General features: G+C 44.6%; 21 protein-coding genes and 1 tRNA gene. 5 read left to right on the top strand and 17 right to left on the bottom strand.

Annotation, left to right across the window (positions count from 1 at the left end; genetic code table 11):
* Positions 1-136: 136 nt before the first annotated feature.
* The 3 genes from ilvD to HYN43_RS19035 form a co-directional block, all read right to left on the bottom strand.
* Positions 137-1,849 carry a dihydroxy-acid dehydratase gene (gene ilvD, locus HYN43_RS19045; RefSeq protein ID WP_205589788.1) on the bottom strand — a complete coding sequence of 571 codons (1,713 nt, stop codon included), beginning with the start codon at positions 1,847-1,849 and terminating at the stop codon, positions 137-139.
* Positions 1,850-2,319: 470 nt separating this feature from the next.
* Positions 2,320-2,472, bottom strand: coding sequence for a hypothetical protein (locus HYN43_RS19040; protein ID WP_245446941.1), 153 nt, complete (start codon positions 2,470-2,472; stop codon positions 2,320-2,322).
* 85 nt (positions 2,473-2,557) lie between these two features.
* Positions 2,558-3,556: an aldo/keto reductase gene (locus HYN43_RS19035; protein WP_119411286.1), complete on the bottom strand. Its 999-nt coding sequence runs from the start codon at positions 3,554-3,556 to the stop codon at positions 2,558-2,560.
* A 381-nt stretch (positions 3,557-3,937) separates the two neighbouring features.
* Between HYN43_RS19035 and HYN43_RS19030 the strand changes: the two genes are divergently transcribed.
* Positions 3,938-4,720, top strand: coding sequence for a Fic family protein (locus HYN43_RS19030; protein WP_119410848.1), 783 nt, complete (start codon positions 3,938-3,940; stop codon positions 4,718-4,720).
* 95 nt (positions 4,721-4,815) lie between these two features.
* Here HYN43_RS19030 and atpC read toward each other — a convergent pair whose 3' ends face one another.
* From atpC to HYN43_RS19010, 4 genes are all read right to left on the bottom strand, one after another.
* Positions 4,816-5,067, bottom strand: a complete 252-nt coding sequence (atpC, locus tag HYN43_RS19025; protein WP_119410847.1) for an ATP synthase F1 subunit epsilon — start codon at positions 5,065-5,067, stop codon at positions 4,816-4,818.
* Positions 5,068-5,151: 84 nt separating this feature from the next.
* Positions 5,152-6,657 (bottom strand): F0F1 ATP synthase subunit beta, encoded by a 1,506-nt coding sequence (gene atpD / locus HYN43_RS19020; protein WP_119410846.1) that lies wholly within the window; start codon positions 6,655-6,657, stop codon positions 5,152-5,154.
* Positions 6,658-6,831: 174 nt separating this feature from the next.
* Positions 6,832-7,818: an NAD(P)H-quinone oxidoreductase gene (locus tag HYN43_RS19015; protein ID WP_119410845.1), complete on the bottom strand. Its 987-nt coding sequence runs from the start codon at positions 7,816-7,818 to the stop codon at positions 6,832-6,834.
* A gap of 366 nt (positions 7,819-8,184) precedes the next feature.
* Positions 8,185-10,587 (bottom strand): ABC transporter permease, encoded by a 2,403-nt coding sequence (locus HYN43_RS19010; RefSeq protein WP_119410844.1) that lies wholly within the window; start codon positions 10,585-10,587, stop codon positions 8,185-8,187.
* Between the two features lie 162 nt (positions 10,588-10,749).
* On the opposite strand from HYN43_RS19010, the gene HYN43_RS19005 reads away from it, so the two are divergent.
* From HYN43_RS19005 to obgE, 4 genes are all read left to right on the top strand, one after another.
* Positions 10,750-11,211 carry a redoxin domain-containing protein gene (locus tag HYN43_RS19005; RefSeq protein WP_119410843.1) on the top strand — a complete coding sequence of 154 codons (462 nt, stop codon included), beginning with the start codon at positions 10,750-10,752 and terminating at the stop codon, positions 11,209-11,211.
* A gap of 61 nt (positions 11,212-11,272) precedes the next feature.
* A tRNA-Arg gene (locus tag HYN43_RS19000) sits at positions 11,273-11,346 on the top strand.
* 104 nt (positions 11,347-11,450) lie between these two features.
* Complete coding sequence (locus HYN43_RS18995) at positions 11,451-12,023, top strand: adenylate kinase (protein WP_119410842.1); 573 nt, start codon at positions 11,451-11,453, stop codon at positions 12,021-12,023.
* A gap of 251 nt (positions 12,024-12,274) precedes the next feature.
* The gene (obgE, locus tag HYN43_RS18990; RefSeq protein WP_119410841.1) at positions 12,275-13,282 is read left to right on the top strand and encodes a GTPase ObgE; all 1,008 of its coding nucleotides are present in this window, start codon (positions 12,275-12,277) and stop codon (positions 13,280-13,282) included.
* 142 nt (positions 13,283-13,424) lie between these two features.
* Here obgE and HYN43_RS18985 read toward each other — a convergent pair whose 3' ends face one another.
* From HYN43_RS18985 to HYN43_RS18940, 10 genes are read right to left on the bottom strand one after another with little or no spacing between them, the layout of a single operon-like run.
* Positions 13,425-14,996 carry a hypothetical protein gene (locus HYN43_RS18985; protein ID WP_119410840.1) on the bottom strand — a complete coding sequence of 524 codons (1,572 nt, stop codon included), beginning with the start codon at positions 14,994-14,996 and terminating at the stop codon, positions 13,425-13,427.
* A gap of 24 nt (positions 14,997-15,020) precedes the next feature.
* Complete coding sequence (locus HYN43_RS18980; RefSeq protein ID WP_119410839.1) at positions 15,021-15,578, bottom strand: putative colanic acid biosynthesis acetyltransferase; 558 nt, start codon at positions 15,576-15,578, stop codon at positions 15,021-15,023.
* Complete coding sequence (xrtY, locus tag HYN43_RS18975; RefSeq protein ID WP_119410838.1) at positions 15,565-16,131, bottom strand: exosortase Y; 567 nt, start codon at positions 16,129-16,131, stop codon at positions 15,565-15,567. Before xrtY ends, HYN43_RS18980 begins: the two co-directional genes overlap by 14 nt.
* Positions 16,128-16,991 carry a glycosyltransferase family 2 protein gene (locus HYN43_RS18970; RefSeq protein WP_119410837.1) on the bottom strand — a complete coding sequence of 288 codons (864 nt, stop codon included), beginning with the start codon at positions 16,989-16,991 and terminating at the stop codon, positions 16,128-16,130. Before HYN43_RS18970 ends, xrtY begins: the two co-directional genes overlap by 4 nt.
* A complete protein-coding gene (locus HYN43_RS18965) occupies positions 16,988-17,611 on the bottom strand; it encodes a class I SAM-dependent methyltransferase (protein ID WP_119410836.1) in 624 nt (207 codons plus the stop codon). Before HYN43_RS18965 ends, HYN43_RS18970 begins: the two co-directional genes overlap by 4 nt.
* Positions 17,608-18,747: an XrtY-associated glycosyltransferase XYAG1 gene (locus HYN43_RS18960; protein ID WP_119410835.1), complete on the bottom strand. Its 1,140-nt coding sequence runs from the start codon at positions 18,745-18,747 to the stop codon at positions 17,608-17,610. Before HYN43_RS18960 ends, HYN43_RS18965 begins: the two co-directional genes overlap by 4 nt.
* Entirely contained in the window at positions 18,744-20,156 is a 1,413-nt protein-coding gene (locus HYN43_RS18955; RefSeq protein WP_119410834.1) for an exosortase Y-associated Wzy-like protein, read from the bottom strand. The genes HYN43_RS18960 and HYN43_RS18955 overlap by 4 nt, the downstream gene beginning before the upstream one ends.
* A complete protein-coding gene (locus HYN43_RS18950; protein ID WP_119410833.1) occupies positions 20,132-21,307 on the bottom strand; it encodes a glycosyltransferase family 4 protein in 1,176 nt (391 codons plus the stop codon). Before HYN43_RS18950 ends, HYN43_RS18955 begins: the two co-directional genes overlap by 25 nt.
* Positions 21,307-22,200, bottom strand: a complete 894-nt coding sequence (locus HYN43_RS18945; RefSeq protein WP_119410832.1) for an FkbM family methyltransferase — start codon at positions 22,198-22,200, stop codon at positions 21,307-21,309. Before HYN43_RS18945 ends, HYN43_RS18950 begins: the two co-directional genes overlap by 1 nt.
* The gene (locus HYN43_RS18940; protein ID WP_245446940.1) at positions 22,187-23,467 is read right to left on the bottom strand and encodes a glycosyltransferase; all 1,281 of its coding nucleotides are present in this window, start codon (positions 23,465-23,467) and stop codon (positions 22,187-22,189) included. Before HYN43_RS18940 ends, HYN43_RS18945 begins: the two co-directional genes overlap by 14 nt.
* Positions 23,468-23,489 lie beyond the last annotated feature (22 nt).

Genomic DNA, 23,489 nt, shown 5'->3' with positions numbered 1-23,489 from the left:
TTTTATGTTTATAGCACTTTTTTGGCGTGCTAAACTGATTTTACTCTCTGTGTCTCTAATTTGCTAAAATGAACGCGCTTACTCGGCATTCACTTTATTCATGGCTTTTTTGATAAGCCATTTTGTTCATTATCTACTATTCGTCGGTAACGCAACCCTCAGCAGCGGTAGTAACGCTTTTGGCGTAGCGGTATAACACACCCTTGGTAACCTTCAGCGCCGGTTTTTGCCATGCGGCACGGCGTGCGGCTATTTCTTCTTGCGGCAGCGAAACATTGATCGTATTGGCTATAGCATCAATTTCGATAATATCATCATCCTTCACCATCGCTATAAACCCGCCATCGTAAGCCTCGGGTGTGATGTGACCGACGACGAAGCCGTGAGTACCGCCACTAAAGCGTCCATCAGTAATTAATGCAACAGAGCTACCCAAACCGGCACCAAATATGGCCGAAGTAGGTTTCAGCATTTCAGGCATGCCCGGCGCGCCTTTAGGGCCTACGTTGCGGATCACCACAACATCGCCTTTTTTAACACGACCGCTCTGGATCCCTGCAATCAGTTCAAACTCGCCATCAAATACACGGGCAGGGCCGGTGAAACGCTCACCTTCTTTACCGGTAATTTTGGCAACGCTACCACCCTCGGCCAGGTTTCCGTAAAGGATCTGCAAGTGGCCGGTAGCTTTGATAGGGTTTTCTTTTGGTTTGATGATCTTTTGAGCATCAAAATCAAGATCAACAATGTTTACATCAGCAAGATTCTCAGCAATGGTTTTACCGGTTACAGTTAAGCAATCGCCATGTAACCAGCCTTGCTCCAGGCAGTATTTCATTACCGATGGTACACCGCCAATGTTGTGCAGGTCTTCCATCATGTATTTGCCGCTCGGTTTCATATCAGCCAGTACCGGGATACGGTTACTTACCGATTGGAAATCATCCTGGGTTAATTTAACGCCAACGCTTTTTGCCATTGCAATTAAGTGCAATACCGCGTTGGTTGAGCCGCCTAATACCATGATAACTACAATAGCATTTTCAAATGCTTCGCGGGTCATGATATCTGATGGTTTAATATCTTTTTCTAATAATACTTTGATCGCTTTACCGGCTGCAACGCATTCAGCTTTTTTCTCGTCGCTTAAAGCAGGGTTTGATGATGAATATGGCAAGCTCATACCCAATGCCTCGATAGCGGCAGCCATGGTGTTGGCCGTATAGATACCACCGCAGGCACCGGCACTTGGGCAGGCATTTTTAATAACGCCCATAAAATCAACATCATCAATCTGGCCGGCAATCTTTTTGCCCAAAGCTTCAAATGCTGATACAATGTTCAGGTCCTCACCTTTCCAATGGCCTGGTTTAATGGTACCACCGTACACCATGATTGACGGACGGTTTAAACGGCCCATAGCCATTACCGAACCAGGCATGTTTTTATCGCAGCCGGGCAGGGTAATTAAACCATCATAATATTGTGCGCCGGTAACCGCCTCGATAGAATCGGCAATGATATCGCGGCTTACTAACGAGTAACGCATACCTTCGGTACCGTTGCTCATACCATCGCTTACGCCAATGGTATGGAAAATGAGGCCCACCATATCTTCATCCCAGATACCTTGTTTCACCAGTTTAGCCAGATCGTTAAGGTGCATGTTGCAGGTGTTACCATCGTAACCCATGCTGGCCACGCCGACCTGCGCTTTGCGCATATCATCGTCGGTTAAGCCGATCCCGTAAAGCATGGCCTGAGCTGCAGGCTGCGTTGGATCCTGGGTAAAGGTTTTGCTATACTTGTTCAATTCTATAGCCTTGGTGGTATCTGATGATGAACTCATTTTTATATGATATATAAACTGTTTTAGTACTCGGATTTTGTTGTTGATACAGGTTTATCGGGTATCGAAAATCAATATATGTAAGGTAGCCATCGCATTATGCAATAACAATAGACCGAGCCAATTTTTTGAAATAAGTATTTTATTTTAATTTATTTTATTTTAAAAAATTTAATTCTGTAAATATTGCCTATAAAGATATAAAATTTTTTACAAAATAGACCAAAGTTTAAAACGGTATTCGGTATGTTTTTTATGCATGCATAGTAAGTTGCCGATTTTCTGCCTGAAATGGGTGGAATGGGGTTGGAGGTTGGAGAAAATGGGGTGGTGGAGGGGGGAGAATTATACTGAATACAGCAAATTGGTCGAAGTTACGCTGTCGCTAAACTTCGACCAGTTAAAGAATGCAGGAGAACGCAATTTACGCTGTGATGAAAGCCGTTATTTGTATCAGCTTCTCCACGTCTTCATCTGTCCAGATCCCCAAGAGATATTCGGTCTTTCGGTGATACGGCAGTAGCTTCTGCAATAACCATGCTTGCTCCGCCTACCGCTCTCGTGCCCAGATGGACGAGATGCCAGTCGCTGGCGAATCCGTCCTTAGAAGAATACCGGCACATGGGCGATACGACTATTCTGTTCTTCAGAAGGATGTTCCTTATTTAGATCTGTTTAAAAAGATTTGACATGATCGGGTAGTTTTTATTAGTTATCCTTTGTCGTTACTTTGGCGAGCTCACTGTTAATATGTTTCATTTCATCATCACTAATACTGATATTCATCGCCCCGGCATTTCCGATCGCCTGTTCCGCATTCCGGGCGCCGGCCAGAACCACGGTGATTCCCGGCTGCAGAGTTGTCCAGCGCAATACCAGCTGCGCAAGGGTCGCGCCCTTTTGGTCTGCCAAAGGTTTTATACTTTCAAGGAATTTCTGAACTTTTTTTAGATCGAACTGGCTGAAGTATCCGTTCCGGTGATCGTCTTCCGTCAGATGGGCACCTTCAAAATATTTACCGGTCAGCAAACCCCGTTCCAGCGGGCTGTAAGCGATAAGTCCAATACTTTTCGCTATGGCGTGAGGAACGACCTCGGCCTCGATGCCGCGGTTAAGCATACTGTAGGGCATCTGATTCGACGCCAGCAATATGCCTTGTTCGGCTTCCGCCATCTGATCTTTTGTGAAGTTGCTTACGCCGGCCGCCCTGATCTTTCCCTGATCGATGAGTTGCTGCAGCGCTTCCATCGTTTCATCGATCGGGGTATTGGGATCATGCCAGTGCAGCTGCAGAAGATCCAGATAATCCGTCTTTAGTCTCTTTAGACTTTCCTCGGCTTCCTTAATGACATTTGATCGCCCTGCATAGATATAAACCGGGTAATTTTTGCCATCGTTATCCACATTAAAAAAGAATCTCCCCTTGCCATTATTGCTGCCATCCCAGACCATACCGAATTTGGTCAGCAGTTGGATCTTTGACCGGTCTTTTCCCCGAATAGCCTCTGCAATCATCTCCTCGCTAAGACCAAGACCGTAAAATGGTGCAGTATCGATAGTGGTTATGCCGTGATCCAGCGATGCCCTGATGGCTGAAATGGCGTCTTCCTTCTGGGTACCGCCCCACATAGTCCCACCGATCGCAAATGATCCATAGGTGATCGCGGACAGTTCCAGGTCCGTCATTCCTAATTTTCTGTATTCCATAATATGATGATTAGTGAACTTTTTACCGAATTTCGCGACCGGGACCGCGCAAACAAAATCACTCACCTGATAACAGCTATCAATTATCTGATAACACGCAGCTTCAGTCATCACCGTTCAAACCTGGTCGAAGTTTAGCGATAGCGCAACTTCGTCCTAAACTGTCGGAAGCATACTGCTTCCGTAGCCCGGTATTTATGCACGGTGTTTTTATAATAACACATTTGAACGAAATGTTACCAAGTTAAGCTAAGCTTAACACAGTATTGGACGAAGTTATGCTATCGCTAAACTTCGACCAGAATAAAGTGCGAGCGTTGACGCTCAAACTTATGAGTTTCTTATTGGGAAACTTTAGAAAGTGATAACTTTACGTTTCACATGAAGTATCTTCTATTCAAAATATTGCCAATTGACCTTCTTGACGAATATAAGTTGCAGATACCTGTTACTTTTTCTCAAAGCTTCGATCAATTAGAAGATAGTAATCTCTCTACCGGTACATTTAGCTTTTACACATCAGTATCCGCCGTCTTCTCCTCTAAAATAGAAGGCGAAAATATCGAGCTTGATTCCTTTATGAAGCATAAAATGCTCGGGGCTCATTTCCTGCCGGATTACACGCAAAAGATAGATGATCTTTATGAAGCTTATCAATTTGCGCAAAAAGCAAAGTTGAATTATAAAGCAGTTCAGGAAGCACATTCGCTACTTACCAAACATATCCTGCAAAAAGAACGCCAAGGCCAACTGCGTACAGGTAACATGTTTGTAATAAACCCTGATGGTAAAATTGAATATGTAGCCTGCTCGCCCGATTTGGTGGCACAGAAGATGGAACTGCTTTTTAACGACATCGATATGTTGTTAAAAGACAAGTTAACCGCTCCAGAGGTTTTCTTTTATGCTTCGATGATTCACCTGGTATTTGTAAAGATCCATCCATTTGAAGATGGCAACGGCCGCACCGCACGTTTGCTTGAAAAATGGTTTATTGCTGAAAAGCTTGGGCCGAAGGCCTGGTTTATGCAATCGGAAAAATTATATTATGATCAGCATCAAGCTTATTACCATAATATAAGGCTGTTGGGGCTGGAGTATGAGTTATTGGATTACTCTAAAGCTTTACCTTTTTTGCTAATGCTTATGCAATCATTAAAATGAAAGATTGTTCCGCAATGTCGGCGGTAGAATTACCCCACAAAAAAAGCGCCCGGATAAAAACCCGGGCGCTCCAATACTTTTTAATAAAGCAAAACTTATTTAGTCAAAATACCTTCGGCTAAAACAGTTACTTTATTGTTTAAAGCTTCAACAACACCGCCTTTTATAAAAAACACTTCTTCTTTGGCTGCGCCACCGCGTACGGTAAGTTTGCCATCTTGAAGGGTTGAAATAATAGGGGCGTGGTTGTTCAGTATTTCAAATAATCCTAAAGCACCCGGCACTGTTACCGAGGTAGCCTCGCCTTCGTAAACTTTTTTATCGGGAGTAAGAATTTCTAATGTCATAGTTTAATGTGCCTATGTGCAGATATGCAGATGTGCAGATGATGTTTTTAATTCGCACATCCGCACACTTGCACATTCGCATATTTATGAATTAGCTTCAGCTAATAATTTTTTGCCTTTTTCAATAGCATCTTCAATGCTGCCAACTAAGTTGAAAGCTGCTTCAGGGTACTCGTCAACTTCACCATCCATGATCATGTTGAAACCTTTGATGGTGTCTTTAATGTCAACCAATACACCTTTTAAGCCGGTGAACTGCTCGGCAACGTGGAACGGCTGAGAAAGGAAACGCTGAACACGACGTGCGCGTGATACAACCAGTTTATCCTCTTCAGAAAGCTCGTCCATACCCAAGATGGCGATGATATCCTGAAGCTCTTTGTAACGTTGTAAAGTTTCTTTAACGCGTTGAGCAGTATTGTAGTGCTCATCACCTAAAACAGCTGGGCTAAGGATACGTGAGGTTGAATCCAAAGGATCCACCGCAGGGTAAATACCAAGCTCGGCAATTTTACGTGAAAGTACGGTAGTAGCATCTAAGTGGGCGAAGGTTGTAGCCGGCGCAGGGTCGGTCAAGTCATCCGCAGGTACGTAAACGGCCTGTACTGAAGTGATCGAACCGCGTTTGGTTGAAGTGATACGCTCTTGCATAGTACCCATCTCGGTAGCAAGCGTTGGCTGGTAACCTACCGCTGATGGCATACGACCTAATAGCGCCGATACTTCTGAACCTGCCTGGGTAAAGCGGAAGATGTTATCGATAAAGAAAAGGATATCACGGCCTTTACCATCTTCATCACCATCACGGAAATACTCGGCAATAGTTAAACCTGAAAGGGCCACACGTGCACGTGCACCCGGCGGCTCGTTCATCTGTCCGAACACGAATGTCGCTTTCGAATCTTTCATAACTTCGGTATCTACTTTAGATAGATCCCAGCCGCCTTCTTCCATCGAGTGCATGAAAGCGTCGCCATATTTTATAATGCCTGATTCAAGCATCTCACGCAAAAGGTCATTACCTTCACGTGTACGCTCACCAACACCTGCAAATACAGATAAACCTGCATAAGCTTTCGCGATGTTGTTGATCAGTTCCTGGATCAATACTGTTTTACCTACACCGGCACCACCAAACAAACCGATTTTACCACCTTTAGCATAAGGCTCTAAAAGGTCGATAACTTTAATACCTGTAAAAAGTACCTCAGTTTCGGTAGATAGGTCTTCAAACCTTGGAGGGGTAGCGTGAATAGGACGACCGTTTGTTTTGTCAAGATCAGGGATACCGTCGATAGCATCACCTACCACGTTAAATACGCGGCCTTTAATGTTATCGCCTACCGGCATTTTGATAGCAGCTTCGGTATCTAAAACCTTCATACCGCGTAACAAGCCGTCGGTCGAGTCCATCGCGATGGCACGAACGCGGTCTTCGCCTAAGTGCTGCTGAACCTCTAAAATAACTTTTTGGCCATTGTCTTTCGTGATCTCTAACGCGTCATAAATTTTTGGAAGATGAGCGTCATCAGCGAAACTTACGTCAACTACCGGACCAATGATCCGTGAAATTTTTCCAATGTTTGGCATATATAACCTGGTGTTTTTTAAAAAATGCTTTTACTGAACAGCAACATACATGGTTTGTAACAGGAATGTATAAGATGCTATTTCAGAGGCGCAAAGTTACTATTTATATCCAATTATTTAAATAGTGCTTTGAGTTTTTTAAAGGATAATTTCAACATTGTTAATTACTTGCTTTTAATGCGCAAAAGTGAGCACAATTTTACCTGTGTGTTCGCTGCTTTCCATCAGTTGATGAGCGGCGGAAGCATCTTTGGCATCGAAGGTTTTATAGATGATGGGTTTTATTTTTCCGGAGGATAACAACGGCCAGATCTTTTGTTCGAGGTTTTGGGCGATAGCTGCTTTAAATTCAATTTCCCTGCTCCTGAGCATAGACCCGGTAATGGTGAGCCGTTTTGCCATTACTTTGCCAAGATCAAGCTGAACCTCGCGGCCCTTCATGGCATTGATCATTACCAGGCGGCCTTCTACGGCTAAGGAATCAATATTGCGCGGCATGTAATCGCCGCCTATCATATCCAGTATTACATTAACGCCCTTGCCGTCGGTTAACTTTTTGATCTCTTCTCCAAAATCGGTTGTTTTATAGTTGATCGCTTTATCGGCTCCAAGCTGCTCGCAGAAAGTGCATTTTTCATCGCTACCGGCGGTTACATAAACTTTGCTGCCTAAGGCTTTGGCCATTTGAATAGTTGTAACACCAATGCCACTCGAGCCACCATGAACCAGTAAAGTTTCGCCGGGTTGCAATTTGCCGCGATCAAACACATTGCTCCAAACGGTGAAGAAGGTTTCGGGAAGGGAAGCCGCTTCAATGTAACTCAAGTTTTCGGGAATGGGAAGGCATTGGCCTTCGGGCGCTGTGCAATATTCGGCATAACCACCACCTACAACCAATGCACAAACCTTATCACCAATTTTCCAGCGGGTAACGGATGCGCCAATTTCTGTGATAATACCTGCTACTTCTAAACCGGGAATATCGGCAGGAGCGTGTGGAGGCGGAGGGTAATTCCCCTTGCGTTGAAAAACATCCGGGCGGTTTATGCCCGCGGCAAATACTTTTATTAGTACTTCGTTGGGTTGGCATTGTGGAGTGAGCCGTTCGGCCAATTGCAAAACTTCAGGGCCGCCGGGTTGGGTTATTACTATTGCTTTCATGGGTATTTGTTGAAAGCTAAGTTAAGGCGAAAAAGTTTTTGTTTGGGATGAGAGTCGCAGAGGTATGAACCAGATTTAATAACATCGCAGATACGAGTCACCTTACGGAGCCTTAAAAAGTCTTGTTATATTCTATAAACACGTTACTCCTACGGAGTTGATTAACGCCAGTAAAACTCCGTAGGAGTAACGTGTTTACAGCTAAATATAAAGAAAGTTCCTGGCTCCGTAGGCGCCTCGTGTTACAAAAGCGAATATTATATAAGAGCCATTACCTTTCCTGATGTTATATATCCGCACCTGATATCATCGGAATCTTTTTTTGACCTTTTGCCTTTAACCTTTCGCCTTTGACTTTCTCAACAACTAATCCCCACTCCTCAAACTCTCCACCGGATTAGCCCCGGCCGCTTTAAACGATTGCAGGCCAATGGTAGCAAAAGCGATAAACAATGCTCCTGCACCCGCCAAAAGTACAACCCACCATTGTATGTTGTCCCGATAGGCAAAACCCTGCAGCCATTTATTCATCACCAGCCAGGCCAGCGGTGCGGCTACAAAAAAAGATATTCCTACCAACCTGATAAAATCTTTAGATAGCATCCCCACAATAGCCGCCGCACTTGCCCCAAGCACTTTACGGATGCCGATCTCCCGCGTACGTTGCTCAGCGGCATAAGCCGCAAGACCAAAAAGGCCGAGGCAGGCAATAGCGATAGCCAATCCGGTAAATAAAATAAACAGTTGGCCCATGCGCTGTTCTGTACGATACAAGGCATCAAAATCGGCATCCATAAATGAGTACTCAAAATGCTCATTAGGGGCAATGGTTTTCCATGTTTTCTTTATCTGTGCCATCAGGGCCGGGAGGTTATGGGTGTTTATACGGATGCTTAACCGCGCCAGCCAGTCGTTATCCAAAGCCATTACAAGCGGGGTAACATTATCGCGTAGCGAACTGAAATTGAAATCTTTCACCACGCCTATCACATGGTACTTTTTAATATCTTTTCCTATTCCGGTAGTTATGGTTTTGCCGATGGCATTATCACCATAACCAAATGTTTTTGCCGCGGTTTCATTGATCACCATAGCCAACGAATCCGTTTTAAACTTATCCGAAAAACCACGACCGGCCTTAATATGCATACCCATGGTGCTGAGATAATCGTTATCAACTCTCCAGAATTGGGTTGATTGACCTGTTTTGTTTTCGCCGGGCGATACATAATTCAATACTTTATTATTGGCGGTAGGGAGAAAGCTGGTGAGTGTGGCATTCATAACTCCGGGCAGGCGTTTTATTTCCTGCTTTAATATTTCCGGATGCTCAAGCGTGTTTACGTTGTTGAGGATGAGTACCTGGTTACGGTTAAAACCCAGGTCTTTATTTTGGATATAGTTGAGTTGATTATAGATAACCAGTGTACCTATCACTAAAAATATCGAGATAGCAAATTGAACAACCACCAGTGTGCTCCGGAATACTCCGCCTTTAAAACCTGTGGCGATCTTCCCTTTCAAAACATTAATAGGTTGAAATGCCGAAAGGAAAAAGGCAGGATAAGAACCGGCTAAAATGCCTACAACAACTACAATGGATAGCAAAGTTGGCAACAGCCAGCTTGCGGTTTGTATGTTGATAACCAGTTCTTTGTTGGATAGATGATTGAACAAAGGGAGTAAGCCCCATGCTGCAAAAACGGCGATGACAGCCGCCACAAATGTCACGATCAATGATTCGGCCAGGAACTGGAAAATGAGGTGTTTGCGCGATGAGCCTAATACTTTGCGAACCCCAACCTCACGCGCACGATTAGCCGAACGGGCGGTAGACAGGTTCATAAAATTGATACAGGCCAACAGCAAAATAAAAACCGCCACCGCCGAAAAGATGTAAACGTACTGGCTGTTGCCGTTGGTGCCCAGTTCCATAACGCGGTTTGATTTGAGGTGGATATCGGTTACTGGCATCAGGCCGAGCTTAAAATAATTGCCGCCTGCCGAAAATTTGCTATAGTTAATGGTGCTTGAACCTTCCAGGCCTTTTTGCATTGCCATGTTTAATTTCGTTTCCAGATGCTTAATATTAGCCTTGGGTTTAACCAATACGTAGGTGGCAAAGGCCGTGAGTTTATTCCATGGATTATCATTGTTAACCGGATCAGCCGCCAGTAAAAAATTAGCCCTGAAGTGCGATTGGACGGGCATATCCTTCATTACACCGGTTACTTTGAGCGATGTGCCGCTGGTTACTAAAAACAATGATTTGCCAATGGCATCGTTATCGCCAAAATACTTCCGCGACATTGATTCGGCAATCACTACCGAATTAGGTTCTTTCAAAGCCGTTTTAGCATCGCCCGAAAGGAGGGGCAAGGTAAACACATCAAAAATATTAGCCTCGCAATAAAAGGTAGCACCATCCTCACGCACAATTTCATCACCTTTTTTAAATCGGATATTCAGCGCCGGGGTTATACGCACGGCCGTTTCAACTTCCGGGCACTCGGTTTTTAACACATTCGCAACCGGGGTAGCGGTTATGGCATATTGAGTAAGTGTTCCGCTAAATTTCAGATCGGTATTTACCCGGTAAATGCTATCATGTTTAATATTATACCGGTCATAACTTAACTCATCAACTACATAAAAAGTGATCAGCAGGCAAATAGCTAACCCCAGGGCAAGCCCTAATATGTTAATAAAAGTGAAGCCTTTATTTTTAAGCAGGCTGCGCAAAGCGGTTTTAAAATAGTTCCTGATCATAGCATCAAAAGTTTATGCTATAAAGCTATAACTAAAAATTTAGTTGTAAAAGAATAATAACTAATTTTTTAGTTGTGGTATCGGGTTATTGTCAAAATCATTAATGTATTAGCTTTAGCCATTTAATTTTTATTCATTTGCTTATAAAACTGATTAAACGATATGGCATTACAACCTGGCCAACCGGCCCCTCAATTTATCCTGATCTCGTCTGATTTAAAAAGTGTTTCATTAGCCGATTTTAAAGGCCGCAAAGTAGTGATCCATTTTTTTCCATTGGCATTCACCGGCGTTTGTACCACGCAGCTTTGCACCATGCGCGATAGCTTTGGCTATTACGATGGTTTAAATGCCACCATTTTGGGCATCTCTGTCGATTCACCTTTTACCCTTGCTAAGTTCAAGGCCGAGAATAATTACCAGTTCGATCTGCTGTCTGATTTCAATAAAGAGGTATCAGCTGCCTACGGTGCCATCTATGAGCAGTTTGTGATGGGCTTAAAAGGTGTTGCCAAGCGTGCGGCATTTGTAATTGATGAGCAACAGCAAATTATTTATGCTGAGGTACTTGAGGATGCAGGCAAGCTACCCAACTTTGATGCGATAGCAGAAATTGTAAAATAATTTGAATAAAAATTTGCAACGGTTTATATAAATCCTATCTTTGCATTCCATTTCGGAACAGGCACTCGTAGCTCAATTGGATAGAGCATCTGACTACGGATCAGAAGGTTAGGGGTTCGACTCCCTTCGAGTGCACTAAAGCAAGCATTACCGGGATCTTTATCTACCCCGCGGTGCACAAAACTAACTGTATAAGCCTTTCTGTTGTATTACCGAAAGGCTTTTAATTTGTAAAAAGCATGCTAAATCTGGTTTTGTTTGGTCCCCCCGGAGCCGGGAAGGGTACTCAGTCTAAGAAACTTATTGACAAATACGATTTAATCCACCTTTCAACAGGAGATTTACTTCGCAGCGAAATTGCACAGGGTACAGAATTGGGTTTGGAGGCCAAAAAATTAATGGACGACGGAAAACTTGTTCCGGATGCCGTAGTTATTGGCATGATCAGCAATAAGCTTGATGCTAACAAAGATGCCAAAGGCTTTATTTTTGATGGCTTTCCGCGCACGGTGGCGCAGGCCGAAGCTTTGGATGAGTTATTGGTATCAAAACAATCGTCAATTTCGGGCATGATAGCGCTCGAAGTTGGTGATGATGAGTTGGAGCGCCGTTTATTGGAGCGTGGTAAAGAATCGGGCAGGGCGGATGATGCCAACCCTGAGGTGATCCGCAAGCGCATTCACGAATACAATGATAAAACTGCCCCGGTGGCAGGTTTCTATAAAAATCAGGATAAGTTTACAAGCATTAATGGCGTAGGCTCGGTTGATGAGATCTTTGCCGCCATTGTTGAAGTGATCGAATCGTATTAATTAATTTCGGATTTCGGATGTTCGATTTCGGATTTGGGCTTACTGATAGGGTAAGCTGATCCAAAATCGAACATTCGTTTTTTAAATCATTATTTCGAATTTTAACTCCTTTAAACATTAAGTAGTAAATCCGAAATCGAACATCCGAAATCCCAAATCAAAAAAATCGTATATTCGATTTCGGATGTTAACTTCTCAACGCGACGGACTAATTCCGAAATCGAACATCCGAAATCCCAAATTAAAATATTATGTCGCAGGGTTCCAATTTTGTTGATTATGTGAAAATCTGTTGCCGCTCGGGCCACGGAGGTGCGGGTTCGGCTCATTTGCATCGTGATATATTAACATCTAAAGGAGGGCCCGACGGCGGTGACGGCGGCAGGGGAGGCCATGTTATTGTAAAAGGTAACGCCCAACTCTGGACTATGCTGCACCTTAAATACCGCAAACACGTTATTGCCGGCGATGGCGACTCGGGCGGTAGTTCATTGCGCACGGGCAAAACCGGTCGCGACGAAATATTGGAGGTACCCCTCGGTACTATCGTAAAAAATGCCGAAACCGGTGAGGTGCTTTTTGAAATAACCCAGGATGGCGAAACAAAGATCCTTACTCCCGGTGGCCGCGGTGGCCTGGGTAACTGGCATTTTAAAACATCAACCCTGCAAACCCCCCGCTTCGCCCAACCCGGCGAAGATGGCCGGGAAGACTGGAATATCCTCGAACTGAAAGTATTAGCTGATGTTGGCCTGGTAGGTTTCCCCAACGCGGGCAAATCAACCCTGCTATCGGTAGTATCTGCCGCTAAACCGGAGATTGCCGATTATGCTTTTACAACTTTGGTGCCTAACCTGGGTATTGTATCATATCGGGGTGGCAGGTCGTTTGTAATGGCCGATATTCCGGGTATCATTGAAGGTGCATCGCAGGGAAGAGGTTTAGGCCTGCGCTTTTTAAGGCATATCGAGCGTAACTCGGTATTGCTGTTTATGGTACCTGCCGATACTTCGCGTAGTATAAAAGAAGAATATGCTATCTTGCTCAATGAGCTGGAAGAGTACAATCCCGAGCTGATGCACAAACCCCGTGTACTGGCCGTTACCAAAACCGATATGCTGGATGAAGAGCTACAGGACGAAATGAAAAAGGAACTCCCTGAAGGAATTCCTGCTGTATTTATATCATCAGTAGCCCAGAAAAATATTGATCAGCTAAAAGATCTGCTTTGGAAGGAGATTAACGCGAGCGTAGTTTAATATCCGCTTAAAGGCAACGAATAGCATAAAAGAATCGACATTGCGAGGTACGAAGCAATCCCCGATAAGCAGGTCCGCCCTGTATAGTTTGGGATTGCTTCGTGCCTCGCAATGACGTTGTAGATTAATAGACTTCTCCCAATTACCTCGCCTCCCACAAAATATAATCATTACTCAGCATCGTTAGCTTAAAACCCTTATATCCCGGGAAACACTTCCGCATGATAGTAGATTTAGGTCCAAGATAATCAACAGGTAAAACAATATACAAGGGACCGGCATGGCCTTTATAGGCATAATCATCATAATTTATAGCAACCTCGCTGCTAATTGCCTCCAATGTGATGGTGCGATTATGCTCAATCTCCAAACTCAGATCAGGGCTGATGAATACAAAAATGGCGTTGTTATTTTGCGCATCCAGCTTCCGGATATAGTTTAACGAAGGCTGATCGATAAACAACTGCGACAGCCCTGAATACCCATGTGCACTTACATTTTTATTCTGAAAAAAACTCGGCACAAAAAACTTATAGCTTGAGTAGGCAATAACAAAACAAACAAAATAAAACGGATACCGATAAAAGCCTTTTAAACTGTTTACCAGGTAAATAATGCCCGGTGCGGCAATCAACCCTATCAGCCTGAAATGCCTTGCCTCGTACGAGATATAAGCCTGCCGCAAAAACGACTGGCCAAAAAATAATACCGATACTGCATAAAACACCACCAGCAGCAATACATACGCCTTGTTGGGCACACGCTTTACAATAATACGAATGAGCAAAATGCTCAGCATCGCGCAGATCAATACAACAACAACCGCCCAAAAATAACTGAACATCGGCGCGTCGTCATGAAACAACAAACCGCTCGACAGGTCATCAACCGAAAAGGCCGTAAGGAAAGGCGATGCCAGCGGGAACGCAAAAGTTTCCCATAACAATTTAATCCCCTCGCCGCCCGATGATGGGTTACCACCCCGCGAAAGATAAAAATGGTAGATCATGAACAGGGCAAGGATGGAAGGAACGCCTATCCAGATGCCGTTTTTGATCCAACCGATCAGCGCCTTTGTTTTATACGAAAATTTGATCCAGATAAAACAGCAGCCGGCGGCAAACATCCATAAAAACGATGATTTGCATATAAAGCCCAAAATGCCCGCTATAAACAGGAATACAACCAGTTTCCAGCCGGTATTGCCGATGGCCATGCATCCGTATAAAAACCAGCCGGTATAGCCGAACAACAACAACTCGCCGCCGTTGTAAAAAACATACGGGGTGAAAAACGCCTGCTGAATTACTATAAAAAGTATGCTTAGCGAGGCAATGAGCGGCGTAAAGCCCGCTTTTTTAAAGAAAAAGAAAAAGCCTGCAATGCCCGATAGTGAAAACAGCGTGGTAACAATTGCCGCCGCCTGCCCGGTGTTTACACCGAATATCAGTTTAAAAAAGTAAGGCAACAGGTACTGCCCCGGCGACCACCAAGCCAAAAAGTCCGAGATGTTTTTGCTGATATCGCCCTGGTCGGGTTTAAAGTTGATATTGAAACCGTGCCCAAGCTCCATCGAACGCATTACCTGGAAGCCCCAGCTGGGATCGGGGTAAATGGCTGCCGGGGCAATGAACAGCATAATGCCCATAATTAAAACTATACCACTTATTACCAGTAAAATAATTTGATGGGTTTGCAGTTTTTGTTTCAGCATGTTAGGTTTTTAAGCAGATGATTTTTAAGTGGTTTCAATTTTGCGCTCACGTACCTTTACCGCGGGGTTGCCCTGGTAAATGCCGTAAGCCTCAAGGTTTTTAGTGGCTACCGATCCGCTGGTTAGTACCGCGTGCGATGCCGCGGTGATACCGAGGTTAACCATGGCTCCGGCGCCTATCCAAACGCCATCCTCCAAAATTATACCTTTGGTAATCAAATCAAAGGACGATTTTTTATAATCGTGACTGCCGGTTAACAGCACCGCCCCCTGCGAGAGGCACACATGCGCCCCGATGGTAATCATCACCAGGCTATCGATCCATACGTTTTCGCCAATCCATGTTTCGTCGCCAATGCTCAGGTTCCAGGGGTATTTGATATTGATGCAGGGTTTAATAGTAACGTTTTTGCCAATCCGGGCACCAAACAACCTTAACAAGGCAACCCTGAATTTGCTTGACGGAATGAGGCTTGTTTTCAGGAAAAACGCGTTTAAATAATACCAGGTTACCCGCTTCAGCGCAGTGCCTCCTGGATGATAAGGGTGATTATTATAGGTTGACAGATCAGTTTTGGCCATTGGCGCTGTTCAGCTTATCGTTACGTTTAACCCAAATATAAAGGCCAAGCGCTATCAGGATGTAAAGAATAATATTAAAAATGGTATGATGATCAACTATCCGCTCCGTTTTTTTCGACCAGAAGATAGCCAGAAGCACAAAGCGCATCACGTTTAAAAATTCGATAACCAACACGCCCGATACCAGGAAAATAATTTTTGATTTAAGTTTTGCCGGGTAAGCCAGTACAAAAGCCGAAAAAAAGCTGATGAGCCCAAGCCCCAGGCAGCTGTAAACCACCACCAGTTTGCCCCGGCCCGCAACCAGCAATTCGTAATTATTATCAATCGCCGCATAACCCAGCCAGTTCAGGATCTGCGCGCTGCAGTTAAGCAGCAACTGCCGCAGCGCTGCTATGTAATTTAAATGTTCGGCTAAAAAGGGGCTGTAATTATTACCCGGACTGGTAATACCAAAAAAGAACAGGTTAAAGCAATAAAACAGCGTAAACAGAAACACAAACAGCAATACGAAGCGGATAACCGGGTTATTGATAAACGCGCGCAATTTCATTGTTTTTTTGCCTCCTTCCGTAATTCGTAAATTTTCGCATCAATTAAAAACCTAAACCAAAAGCCTTGCAAAAAGTGAAACACCAGGCCGGTTGTACCATCTAAAAAGCCCAGTTTAAAAAAATACCTGATGATAAAGTAAATTACCGGCCGCACAAACAGCGGGAACGCTTCGTAGCGTTTTTTAAGGTAACGCCGTCGCTCCATCGGGTTGCCAAACAGGCGCGGATGTACCAGTTGCCCCTTATCGTCAAGCGCGGGCGCATTTTGTTGTTCAACCTGGTATTGCGCCTCGAGCGTGGCCCAGTGGTTATGCCTGTTGATAAAACTGGTAAGCGAATCGGTAATTACATCTATAATATCGGTTTTAAGTACCTGTGTTTTGCCCGTCACTTTAAAATGCTGATCGTACAGCTTTTCTTCGCACATCCCGAAACCGCGCCTGAACAGGTTGGCGTGATAGGTGGGGTAGTGACCGCCATGCCTGATCCATTTATTAATAAACATGGTTCGGCGACTGATTAAAAAACCGTTAATCTCCGGCGCTACTTTTTCGCTAAAAATCCCGTTGAGTTGTGCGGCCAGTTCGGGCGTTACCCGGTGATCGGCATCAAGGTTGAGTACCCAGGAGCCGGTTAAAGGCAAATTCCCAAGCGCCCAGTTGCGTTGCAGGGCATAATTTTCAAACGGGTGGTGAAAAATGTTAGAGGTGTATTTTTGGCAGATAGCGATAGTCTGATCTGCCGAGCCCGAATCTACAACAAAAATATTGGCTTTTAACTGCGCCGCGCTTTGCAGGCAGGCTTCAATATTCCGCTCTTCGTTAAAAGTTAAAATAATAATGTCGAGGCTTTCGCTCACTTTAACCGGGCTTTAATAATCATGGTCATCCAAAGATAGGGGATCCGGCCACAGCCGCGAAAAGCCGTTACCTCAAAACCGTGCTCGTTTAAAATCTGCGTAAGCGTTTTAACCGACCAGAATTTGATGTGCCCTCCCTGCCATAGCGGACTGATATGGCTATCCCATTTATTAAACACACTCAAAAAAAGGTTTTTCAAATAACCGTGGTAAGGGGTGGAAATGATCAACTCGCCTTTGGTTTCGCTCAGTACATCCCGGCAAAGCGCAACAAAAGCATAAGGATCATAAAGGTGCTCAATCACCTCGGTAGAGATCACGGTATCGAATTTAATCCCATCCAGTTGTTTGGGCAAACCCGGAACCGACAGATCATGTAAAAAAAACCTGCCCGGATTTATTTGATTAGCTATCGCGATGCCTTGTTCGGAGGCATCAATGCCATAAGCGTTAAAACCATGCTTCAGTAAATAATTTACCCAAAAGCCATTGCCGCAGCCCAGATCAAGGATGCTGCGGTTGGTGTTTTTATCCAGTAATGACATGAGCGGCTGCTCGAGGTATTTAACCATGTGGCATGGGCTATCGTCGGGGTAGCCGTAATCCTGGTATTCGCTCATGCGGTAATGATTTGCTGGTACATATTGATATATTTTTTTACTAAGGCGCTGCCTTCAAAATGATGATAAATGATGGATGGGGCGCTTTGCCTGATGCGGTCAAGTTCGGGGTTTTGTGTGCTGATGATATGATTGATATGCTCAGCAACCGATGTTTCGTTGTTTTCGCATACCCAGCCCAGCCTGTTATCACTTACATAGCCTGCCAGGCCCACGCCCTTGCTGATGAGCACTGCGGTGCCAACGCTTAAACTTTCAATTACCGCGTTGCCGAAGTTTTCATCGTACGATGGCAATACAAACAGGTGATGTTTGCTCAGCAGGTCGAATTTCTCCTCATTAACAAAACCTGCCCAGGTTATTTTATCGCCAACACCACTATCAGCCGCCAGCTTTTTCAGCCCATTTACATAAGCATCGTTACCGCTGCCGGCCACAGTAAGGTGGCAGGGCGAATTGATTTGTTTTAGCGAGCTGATGAGGATGTCCAATCCTTTTTTTTCCTCAATCCTCGAAAAAAACAATAATTTAAAAACGCCCGGACTTTCATTTTCGGTTGTATGGTGCCTTAATGGCGGCAGCTTTACAAAGTTGGGGATATTGTTGATGCCTTTGCCCTTAACCACCGTCTCAACCGCCTGCTGCTCATGCACCGAGGTGACATGAAAATAGCTCTTTTTTAAAAATGGCATGCTGATGTGGTGCATAAGCGATTTTAAGCCCGTGTTTTTATTTTGAAATGAATAGGAGCTTAAAGTGCCCCGTGGCGAAACCACAACAGGCACACCGCGCTTCAGGGCGGCAAAGCAGGCTAAAACAACCGCCAGGTTCCACCAGGCGTGCACATGTACCACATCAAACTGCCGGGCATCGCGGTATACGGCCTTAAGCAATTCGGGCGAGAAATGGCTGTGATCTTTTGTTTTACGCGGAAAGTAGGTTACCGGCACGCCGTCAACATTAATGGATTTTCCTGCCGTTACATCAAGTTCGGCTGCGCCGTTGGCTGTGGTGGTGTACACCTCAACCTGCTGCCCGGCTTTTACAAGTTGCTCGCACAGCATAGCTACCGACATGATGGGGCCACCGTAAACATAAGCGGGTTTGTATGAGGCTACAACGTGCAGTATTTTCAAACCTCTTTTAAAATATGGGTGCTTAACATTATTTTATGGATAGCCAGCATACTTATATAACTCCAGAAAACAGTATTGAACATAAACTCGAAACTGATACCCCGCCACATGATCTGGAACAGGCCCGAAAAGATGAGCGCCGTGCCGAGTATATATCCCCCAAAAAGCTTTTCGGCTTTTAAACAAATCAATTGTGCTATGGCACCGTAGGCAAACAGGTAAAAAAAGATCCCGAAATCGCCGCCCGAAAGGTAGGCATCTACAATGTAAGCCGGTTTGGCCGAAACAACCGAGTTGCGGTTAATTACGCCCGCATCGTAAACCCGCTGCATAATCAAATCTTCGGTAATGGGTTTGGAGGGCCATAAAACACGGGGAACCAATGCTATGAGCGATTGTTTGATAAGGTCGAAACCGTAGTAGTCAATTGTTTTTGGGGTGGATTGCACAAATTTGGTAAACATGTCAATCTCGCTTAAACGATATACCAAAAACTCCCAGTTGGTGTCTTTTAAATCATCGTCATCGCTATTAAGGGCCGCACTTAGCGCCACCTGCGAGGCATCGCCGCTGTTGGCATCCCCGTTCCAGGCATTCGACCTGAAAATATGATTATACGTGGGCAAAACCGTAAACAATAACAGTATAAGCGGTACAAAAGTTATGGCTACCAGTTTTTTATAAGTTGGATAAAGAAAGATGCCTAACACCAGCACACTGATAATAATAGGCTCTTTAAACCCCGATATAAGCGCCTGGTAAAAGTTGAATGAATACAGCGCCAGGCAAATGAGGGTATTCCCGATTTTTTTTAGGGGGATAGCAAAAGCAAGGGCGAGGGTACCGGCTATAAAACTTAACGAACTAAACTGGTAATAGAACTGCGAAAGCCCGGGTATAGTTAAAAACAGCAGCGATACCGGGAAACTGATCACGGCGGCAAACATGAGCAGGTTAGCCAGTTTGGTATTTTCGATATGATATTTTTTTTTGATGGGATAATTCATAAAAATGAGTACCCCGGCAACAAAGGAGGCATGCCCCAGGCAATAATAGCGCTGGCATTGGGCTATAAGCCCAAGGGTATCCTGATCATGCAGCGTGTGAAAGGTAACCTGCCTGAAGTTTTCATAGCCCAGGCTGTTCATAAAATAAAATATGGATGTGCAGCACATATACCCGGCAAATATGATCTGGATGATGAATATGGGCCGCATGAGCTGCTCGGCCATCGAGCGGTCTTTAGGGATGGGGCGCACCCAACCGCTCAGGCTGATCAGGAAAATAAAAAATGAACCGAGCCAGGCAATGAAGTATGATAAAATGCTATCGCCTTTGCACAGCAGGGCCAGCATCCATGGCACAAACAACACAATATACCGCTCTATCGCCTTACTGTTTTCCTGCATTTATCTGTTAATTGTTCAATTGCCTGCACCTGTTTGGTAAAGCTCCAGTCGGCAATAATTTGCCCCGAGTGTTGCCCCATGGTAAATAACGTGGTTTTTTCAGTTTCGAGCAATGTTTTTAGTTTGCTTTTCAAATCTGTAAGATCGCCTGCTTTAAATATCGAGCCGTTTTGGCCTTCTTTTACCAAATCGGTACCGGCACCTACTTTATCAGCTATCAGGATAGCTTTGCCGCAGGCCATAGCCTCGTTAACTGCCAGTCCCCATGTTTCGCCCGGCCCTTTAGATGGGAGGCAAAACAAATCGCAGGCCTGGTATATTACGGGCATGTACTGTTGGTTTTGAAACTCCACAAAATGAACGTTATTACACAATGAGACCCGGTTTTTTAGTTCGATCTCTAAAATGCCGTTGCCTGTAAACAACAGCTGCGTTCCGGGAATATTGATTTCGGCAAATGCCTGCAACAGCAAAGCCGGCTCTTTTTTACTTTCCAGCTTACCCGCAAAAAGCACCAGTTTTTCGTTGGGGCCTATGCCTAAGCTTTTTCTCAATTCATTAGCCTCATCAGCTCTTGCTATCCCGAACCTATCGTTATCAACAGCATGCGGGGCAAAGTAAAGTTGCTCTTCCTTCAAGCCATACTTCTTAAAATAAGCCTTATTGTTGGCGCCGGTATACAGGGCATAATTAACATGGCTGTAAACCCATTTTAAAAAAATGCTTTTTAACAGTCCTTTTAATCCGCCGGTATCATCAAGCAAGGTTGAATCTCCACGAAAAATTACCGGGATTTTGTTTTTGAAATGCCGTAATACTTTGAGGTGGCTTTTATAAAACCAGCCATAAACTAATATCGCGTTGGGTTGCCATGCATTGATCTGCGCAACCAATCCGGGGTTATCTATGCCTTTTGAATGGTGGGAGCCGGGATCGGCGGCTATGTTCTCCACCCATTCATAAGGGTAGCCTTCAAGCAGCGGCAGATCCCAACTGATATTTTTGCCAAAACCGGGATCAAATTTTTGCTGCGCAGCCTCTCCCCAGGTATAAAACACCCGGATACTGATGTTTTGCCGCTGGTGCAGCAGTTTAAACACCGGGGCATAATATTGAATTGGGTGAGTAATAATGATGGCTAACTTTTGCATCAGATGGTTTGGCCCATTATTTTAATTGCTGCAGCGTGTTGCAAACGGTTGTTTACAAAATCAATATCGCGGCAATAAATGGTGTTATAACTGCCAAATGTTTTAAGCTGGGTTAAAGCCCGTTTAAAGGGATTGTATGTAAAAGGTTTAAAACTGTGACTCAGCAGTAATTCGTGAATGTTGGCTTCATTAAAACCATAATGTTTGCCGCTGCCGTTCAGTTCAATAATAATGGCCTTTAGCTCGGGGGCCATCAGCGTATCGGCCATTCCCTTTAATACTTCGGTTTCAAACCCTTCTACATCTATTTTAATTAAAGCCGGCGGTGCTGCAGTGCTTAATGAATCGACGGTGATAACCCGTACCGTTATAGTATCTGTTTTATTTGTTTCGTTGGCGGCTATCACATGGTTGCGGGTATCCTGATCGGCCGAAAATCTGATCTCTCCTGTTTCGGCACCTGCGCCTGCGTTAATTAGTGTAACCTGGTTATGCAGATCATTCAATACGATGTTTTTGCTGAGGATTTGGAAGGTTGAGCTAACGGGCTCGAGCGTGATACTACTTGCCCCGGCATGGCCCGAAGCCAGTAATGTGTACGACCCCACATTTGCCCCGATATCAAAAAACAGGTCTTCCGGACGCAAAAAATGAAGCAGGAAGGCCATATCAGTAAACTCGTGTAAACCTGTATAAATGTTGCCGGTAATGCCGGTTAAGCCCTTTGCTGCGTAAAACTTAACATTGCCGATAAACGGTTTTATGATGAACCGCGATCCCGAAAGCCGCGATTGCAGTTGCCAGCAGGCAAACCTCCAGAAGGCCCTCAGCCTATGTTTTTTTGCCAGCGGGTGGTTTAATATAAAACCAATGGTACGTTTAACTGCCTGCATTAACTATTTTATCAAATAACCGGCATTGCGCCCGTGTCATCTCTATTGCCGAATATTTTTTTACCGCATCGGCATTATAGCTAATGTCATGAAGTTGCTTGCTGATAAGCTGGTCAAAAAAAGTAAAAAGCCGGGTTGGGCTTACCTCGTCATAATTATAAACATCTTGTACACCGTATTCTTCCACAATACCTATGGCCGAACTTGCTTTGTTAAAAACAGCCAGCACGGGTTTGCCGGTAAGCAGGTAGGGGAATATTTTGGATGCTGTGTATTGCGGATCATCAGAACCGGGGATAAAAAGCGCATCGGCCTGCTGTAATGTAAGCAGTGTATGGTAATAGCTGATACGATCTGTAACTTCAACAACATAATTTTCAATTCCGAACTGTTGTGCCAGCGGTAAAATGGTAGCTGTACCTTGCCCGGCCGGTGCGTAACTGGTGCCGATAAAGTAAAATTTTATTGTTGAATGCTTTTCGAAATCGGTTTCAAGGGCGGCTTTAAAAGCCTCAAACACCGGGCTGATGGCCCTGTGCATATCCCGGCCGCCGCGGCCAACATATACAATATTAATCGATTCCTTATTTAAAAGCGCCGAAAATTGCTGCCGGTTATTTTGTGCTATCAGCATATCGGGCTCAAAAGCGCCGAAGGTAATAACCGCGTCCGGGATATTTTTAATTACCGGGTACCGGGATTTAAGCTGGCTGATATAGCCGGAAGATACACTGATCAGTCCATCAGCATTTTTTATGGCGATGGGCTCAAGGTATTTATTCAGCCTGTAAGCGAACCAGTATTTTGGCGGCCGCTGGCTTTTGGGCTTGTTCATATAATAGTCGGAGTGCCAGGGGTCCTGCATGTCGATAACATAAGGTATGCCGAAACGCTTTTTCCAGTATGCGCCTAAAATGCAAACCGGGAATTGGGTGGTTGAAAAATAAATGAGATCAAACTGCTGCTGTTTTAAAAGGCTGTTTACCTTTTGCCGATAATACCAAAGCGAGCGTAAGGCAATACTCCCTAAGCCCACTTTTGACGTAAAGCTTTTGCTCAGGGCTTTAACGTAATGCGTTTTTATGGATTGAGGAACACTTTGCAGCAATAATTCGTCCTGTGCAAGGTCTGAATATTTAGGATCTATGGTAACAACCTCGGCCTGCCACCCATGGTTTTCAAAATAAGGCAGGCTCATGCGGACCCTTTGCATATCGGCAGCATTAACGGGCGGGAAGTAAGGCGATACGATGAGCAGTTTTTTCAAAGGTTTTTCCAACTAAGGCTGA

The organism is Mucilaginibacter celer, from assembly GCF_003576455.2.
In the GTDB taxonomy this organism is placed as follows: Bacteria; Bacteroidota; Bacteroidia; order Sphingobacteriales; family Sphingobacteriaceae; genus Mucilaginibacter; species Mucilaginibacter celer.
Note: the sequence above shows the minus strand (reverse complement) of the source record. Positions and strands in the feature narration are given on the sequence as shown.

What these genes read in the sequence shown, in the direction of transcription:
- ilvD (WP_205589788.1), bottom strand. Translation starts at nt 1,849, where the DNA reads ATGAGTTCATCATCAGATACCACCAAGGCTATAGAATTGAACAAGTAT.
- HYN43_RS19040 (WP_245446941.1), bottom strand. Translation starts at nt 2,472, where the DNA reads ATGTGCCGGTATTCTTCTAAGGACGGATTCGCCAGCGACTGGCATCTC.
- HYN43_RS19035 (WP_119411286.1), bottom strand. Translation starts at nt 3,556, where the DNA reads ATGGAATACAGAAAATTAGGAATGACGGACCTGGAACTGTCCGCGATC.
- HYN43_RS19030 (WP_119410848.1), top strand. Translation starts at nt 3,938, where the DNA reads ATGAAGTATCTTCTATTCAAAATATTGCCAATTGACCTTCTTGACGAA.
- atpC (WP_119410847.1), bottom strand. Translation starts at nt 5,067, where the DNA reads ATGACATTAGAAATTCTTACTCCCGATAAAAAAGTTTACGAAGGCGAG.
- atpD (WP_119410846.1), bottom strand. Translation starts at nt 6,657, where the DNA reads ATGCCAAACATTGGAAAAATTTCACGGATCATTGGTCCGGTAGTTGAC.
- HYN43_RS19015 (WP_119410845.1), bottom strand. Translation starts at nt 7,818, where the DNA reads ATGAAAGCAATAGTAATAACCCAACCCGGCGGCCCTGAAGTTTTGCAA.
- HYN43_RS19010 (WP_119410844.1), bottom strand. Translation starts at nt 10,587, where the DNA reads ATGATCAGGAACTATTTTAAAACCGCTTTGCGCAGCCTGCTTAAAAAT.
- HYN43_RS19005 (WP_119410843.1), top strand. Translation starts at nt 10,750, where the DNA reads ATGGCATTACAACCTGGCCAACCGGCCCCTCAATTTATCCTGATCTCG.
- HYN43_RS18995 (WP_119410842.1), top strand. Translation starts at nt 11,451, where the DNA reads ATGCTAAATCTGGTTTTGTTTGGTCCCCCCGGAGCCGGGAAGGGTACT.
- obgE (WP_119410841.1), top strand. Translation starts at nt 12,275, where the DNA reads ATGTCGCAGGGTTCCAATTTTGTTGATTATGTGAAAATCTGTTGCCGC.
- HYN43_RS18985 (WP_119410840.1), bottom strand. Translation starts at nt 14,996, where the DNA reads ATGCTGAAACAAAAACTGCAAACCCATCAAATTATTTTACTGGTAATA.
- HYN43_RS18980 (WP_119410839.1), bottom strand. Translation starts at nt 15,578, where the DNA reads ATGGCCAAAACTGATCTGTCAACCTATAATAATCACCCTTATCATCCA.
- xrtY (WP_119410838.1), bottom strand. Translation starts at nt 16,131, where the DNA reads ATGAAATTGCGCGCGTTTATCAATAACCCGGTTATCCGCTTCGTATTG.
- HYN43_RS18965 (WP_119410836.1), bottom strand. Translation starts at nt 17,611, where the DNA reads ATGAGCGAATACCAGGATTACGGCTACCCCGACGATAGCCCATGCCAC.
- HYN43_RS18955 (WP_119410834.1), bottom strand. Translation starts at nt 20,156, where the DNA reads ATGCAGGAAAACAGTAAGGCGATAGAGCGGTATATTGTGTTGTTTGTG.
- HYN43_RS18950 (WP_119410833.1), bottom strand. Translation starts at nt 21,307, where the DNA reads ATGCAAAAGTTAGCCATCATTATTACTCACCCAATTCAATATTATGCC.
- HYN43_RS18945 (WP_119410832.1), bottom strand. Translation starts at nt 22,200, where the DNA reads ATGCAGGCAGTTAAACGTACCATTGGTTTTATATTAAACCACCCGCTG.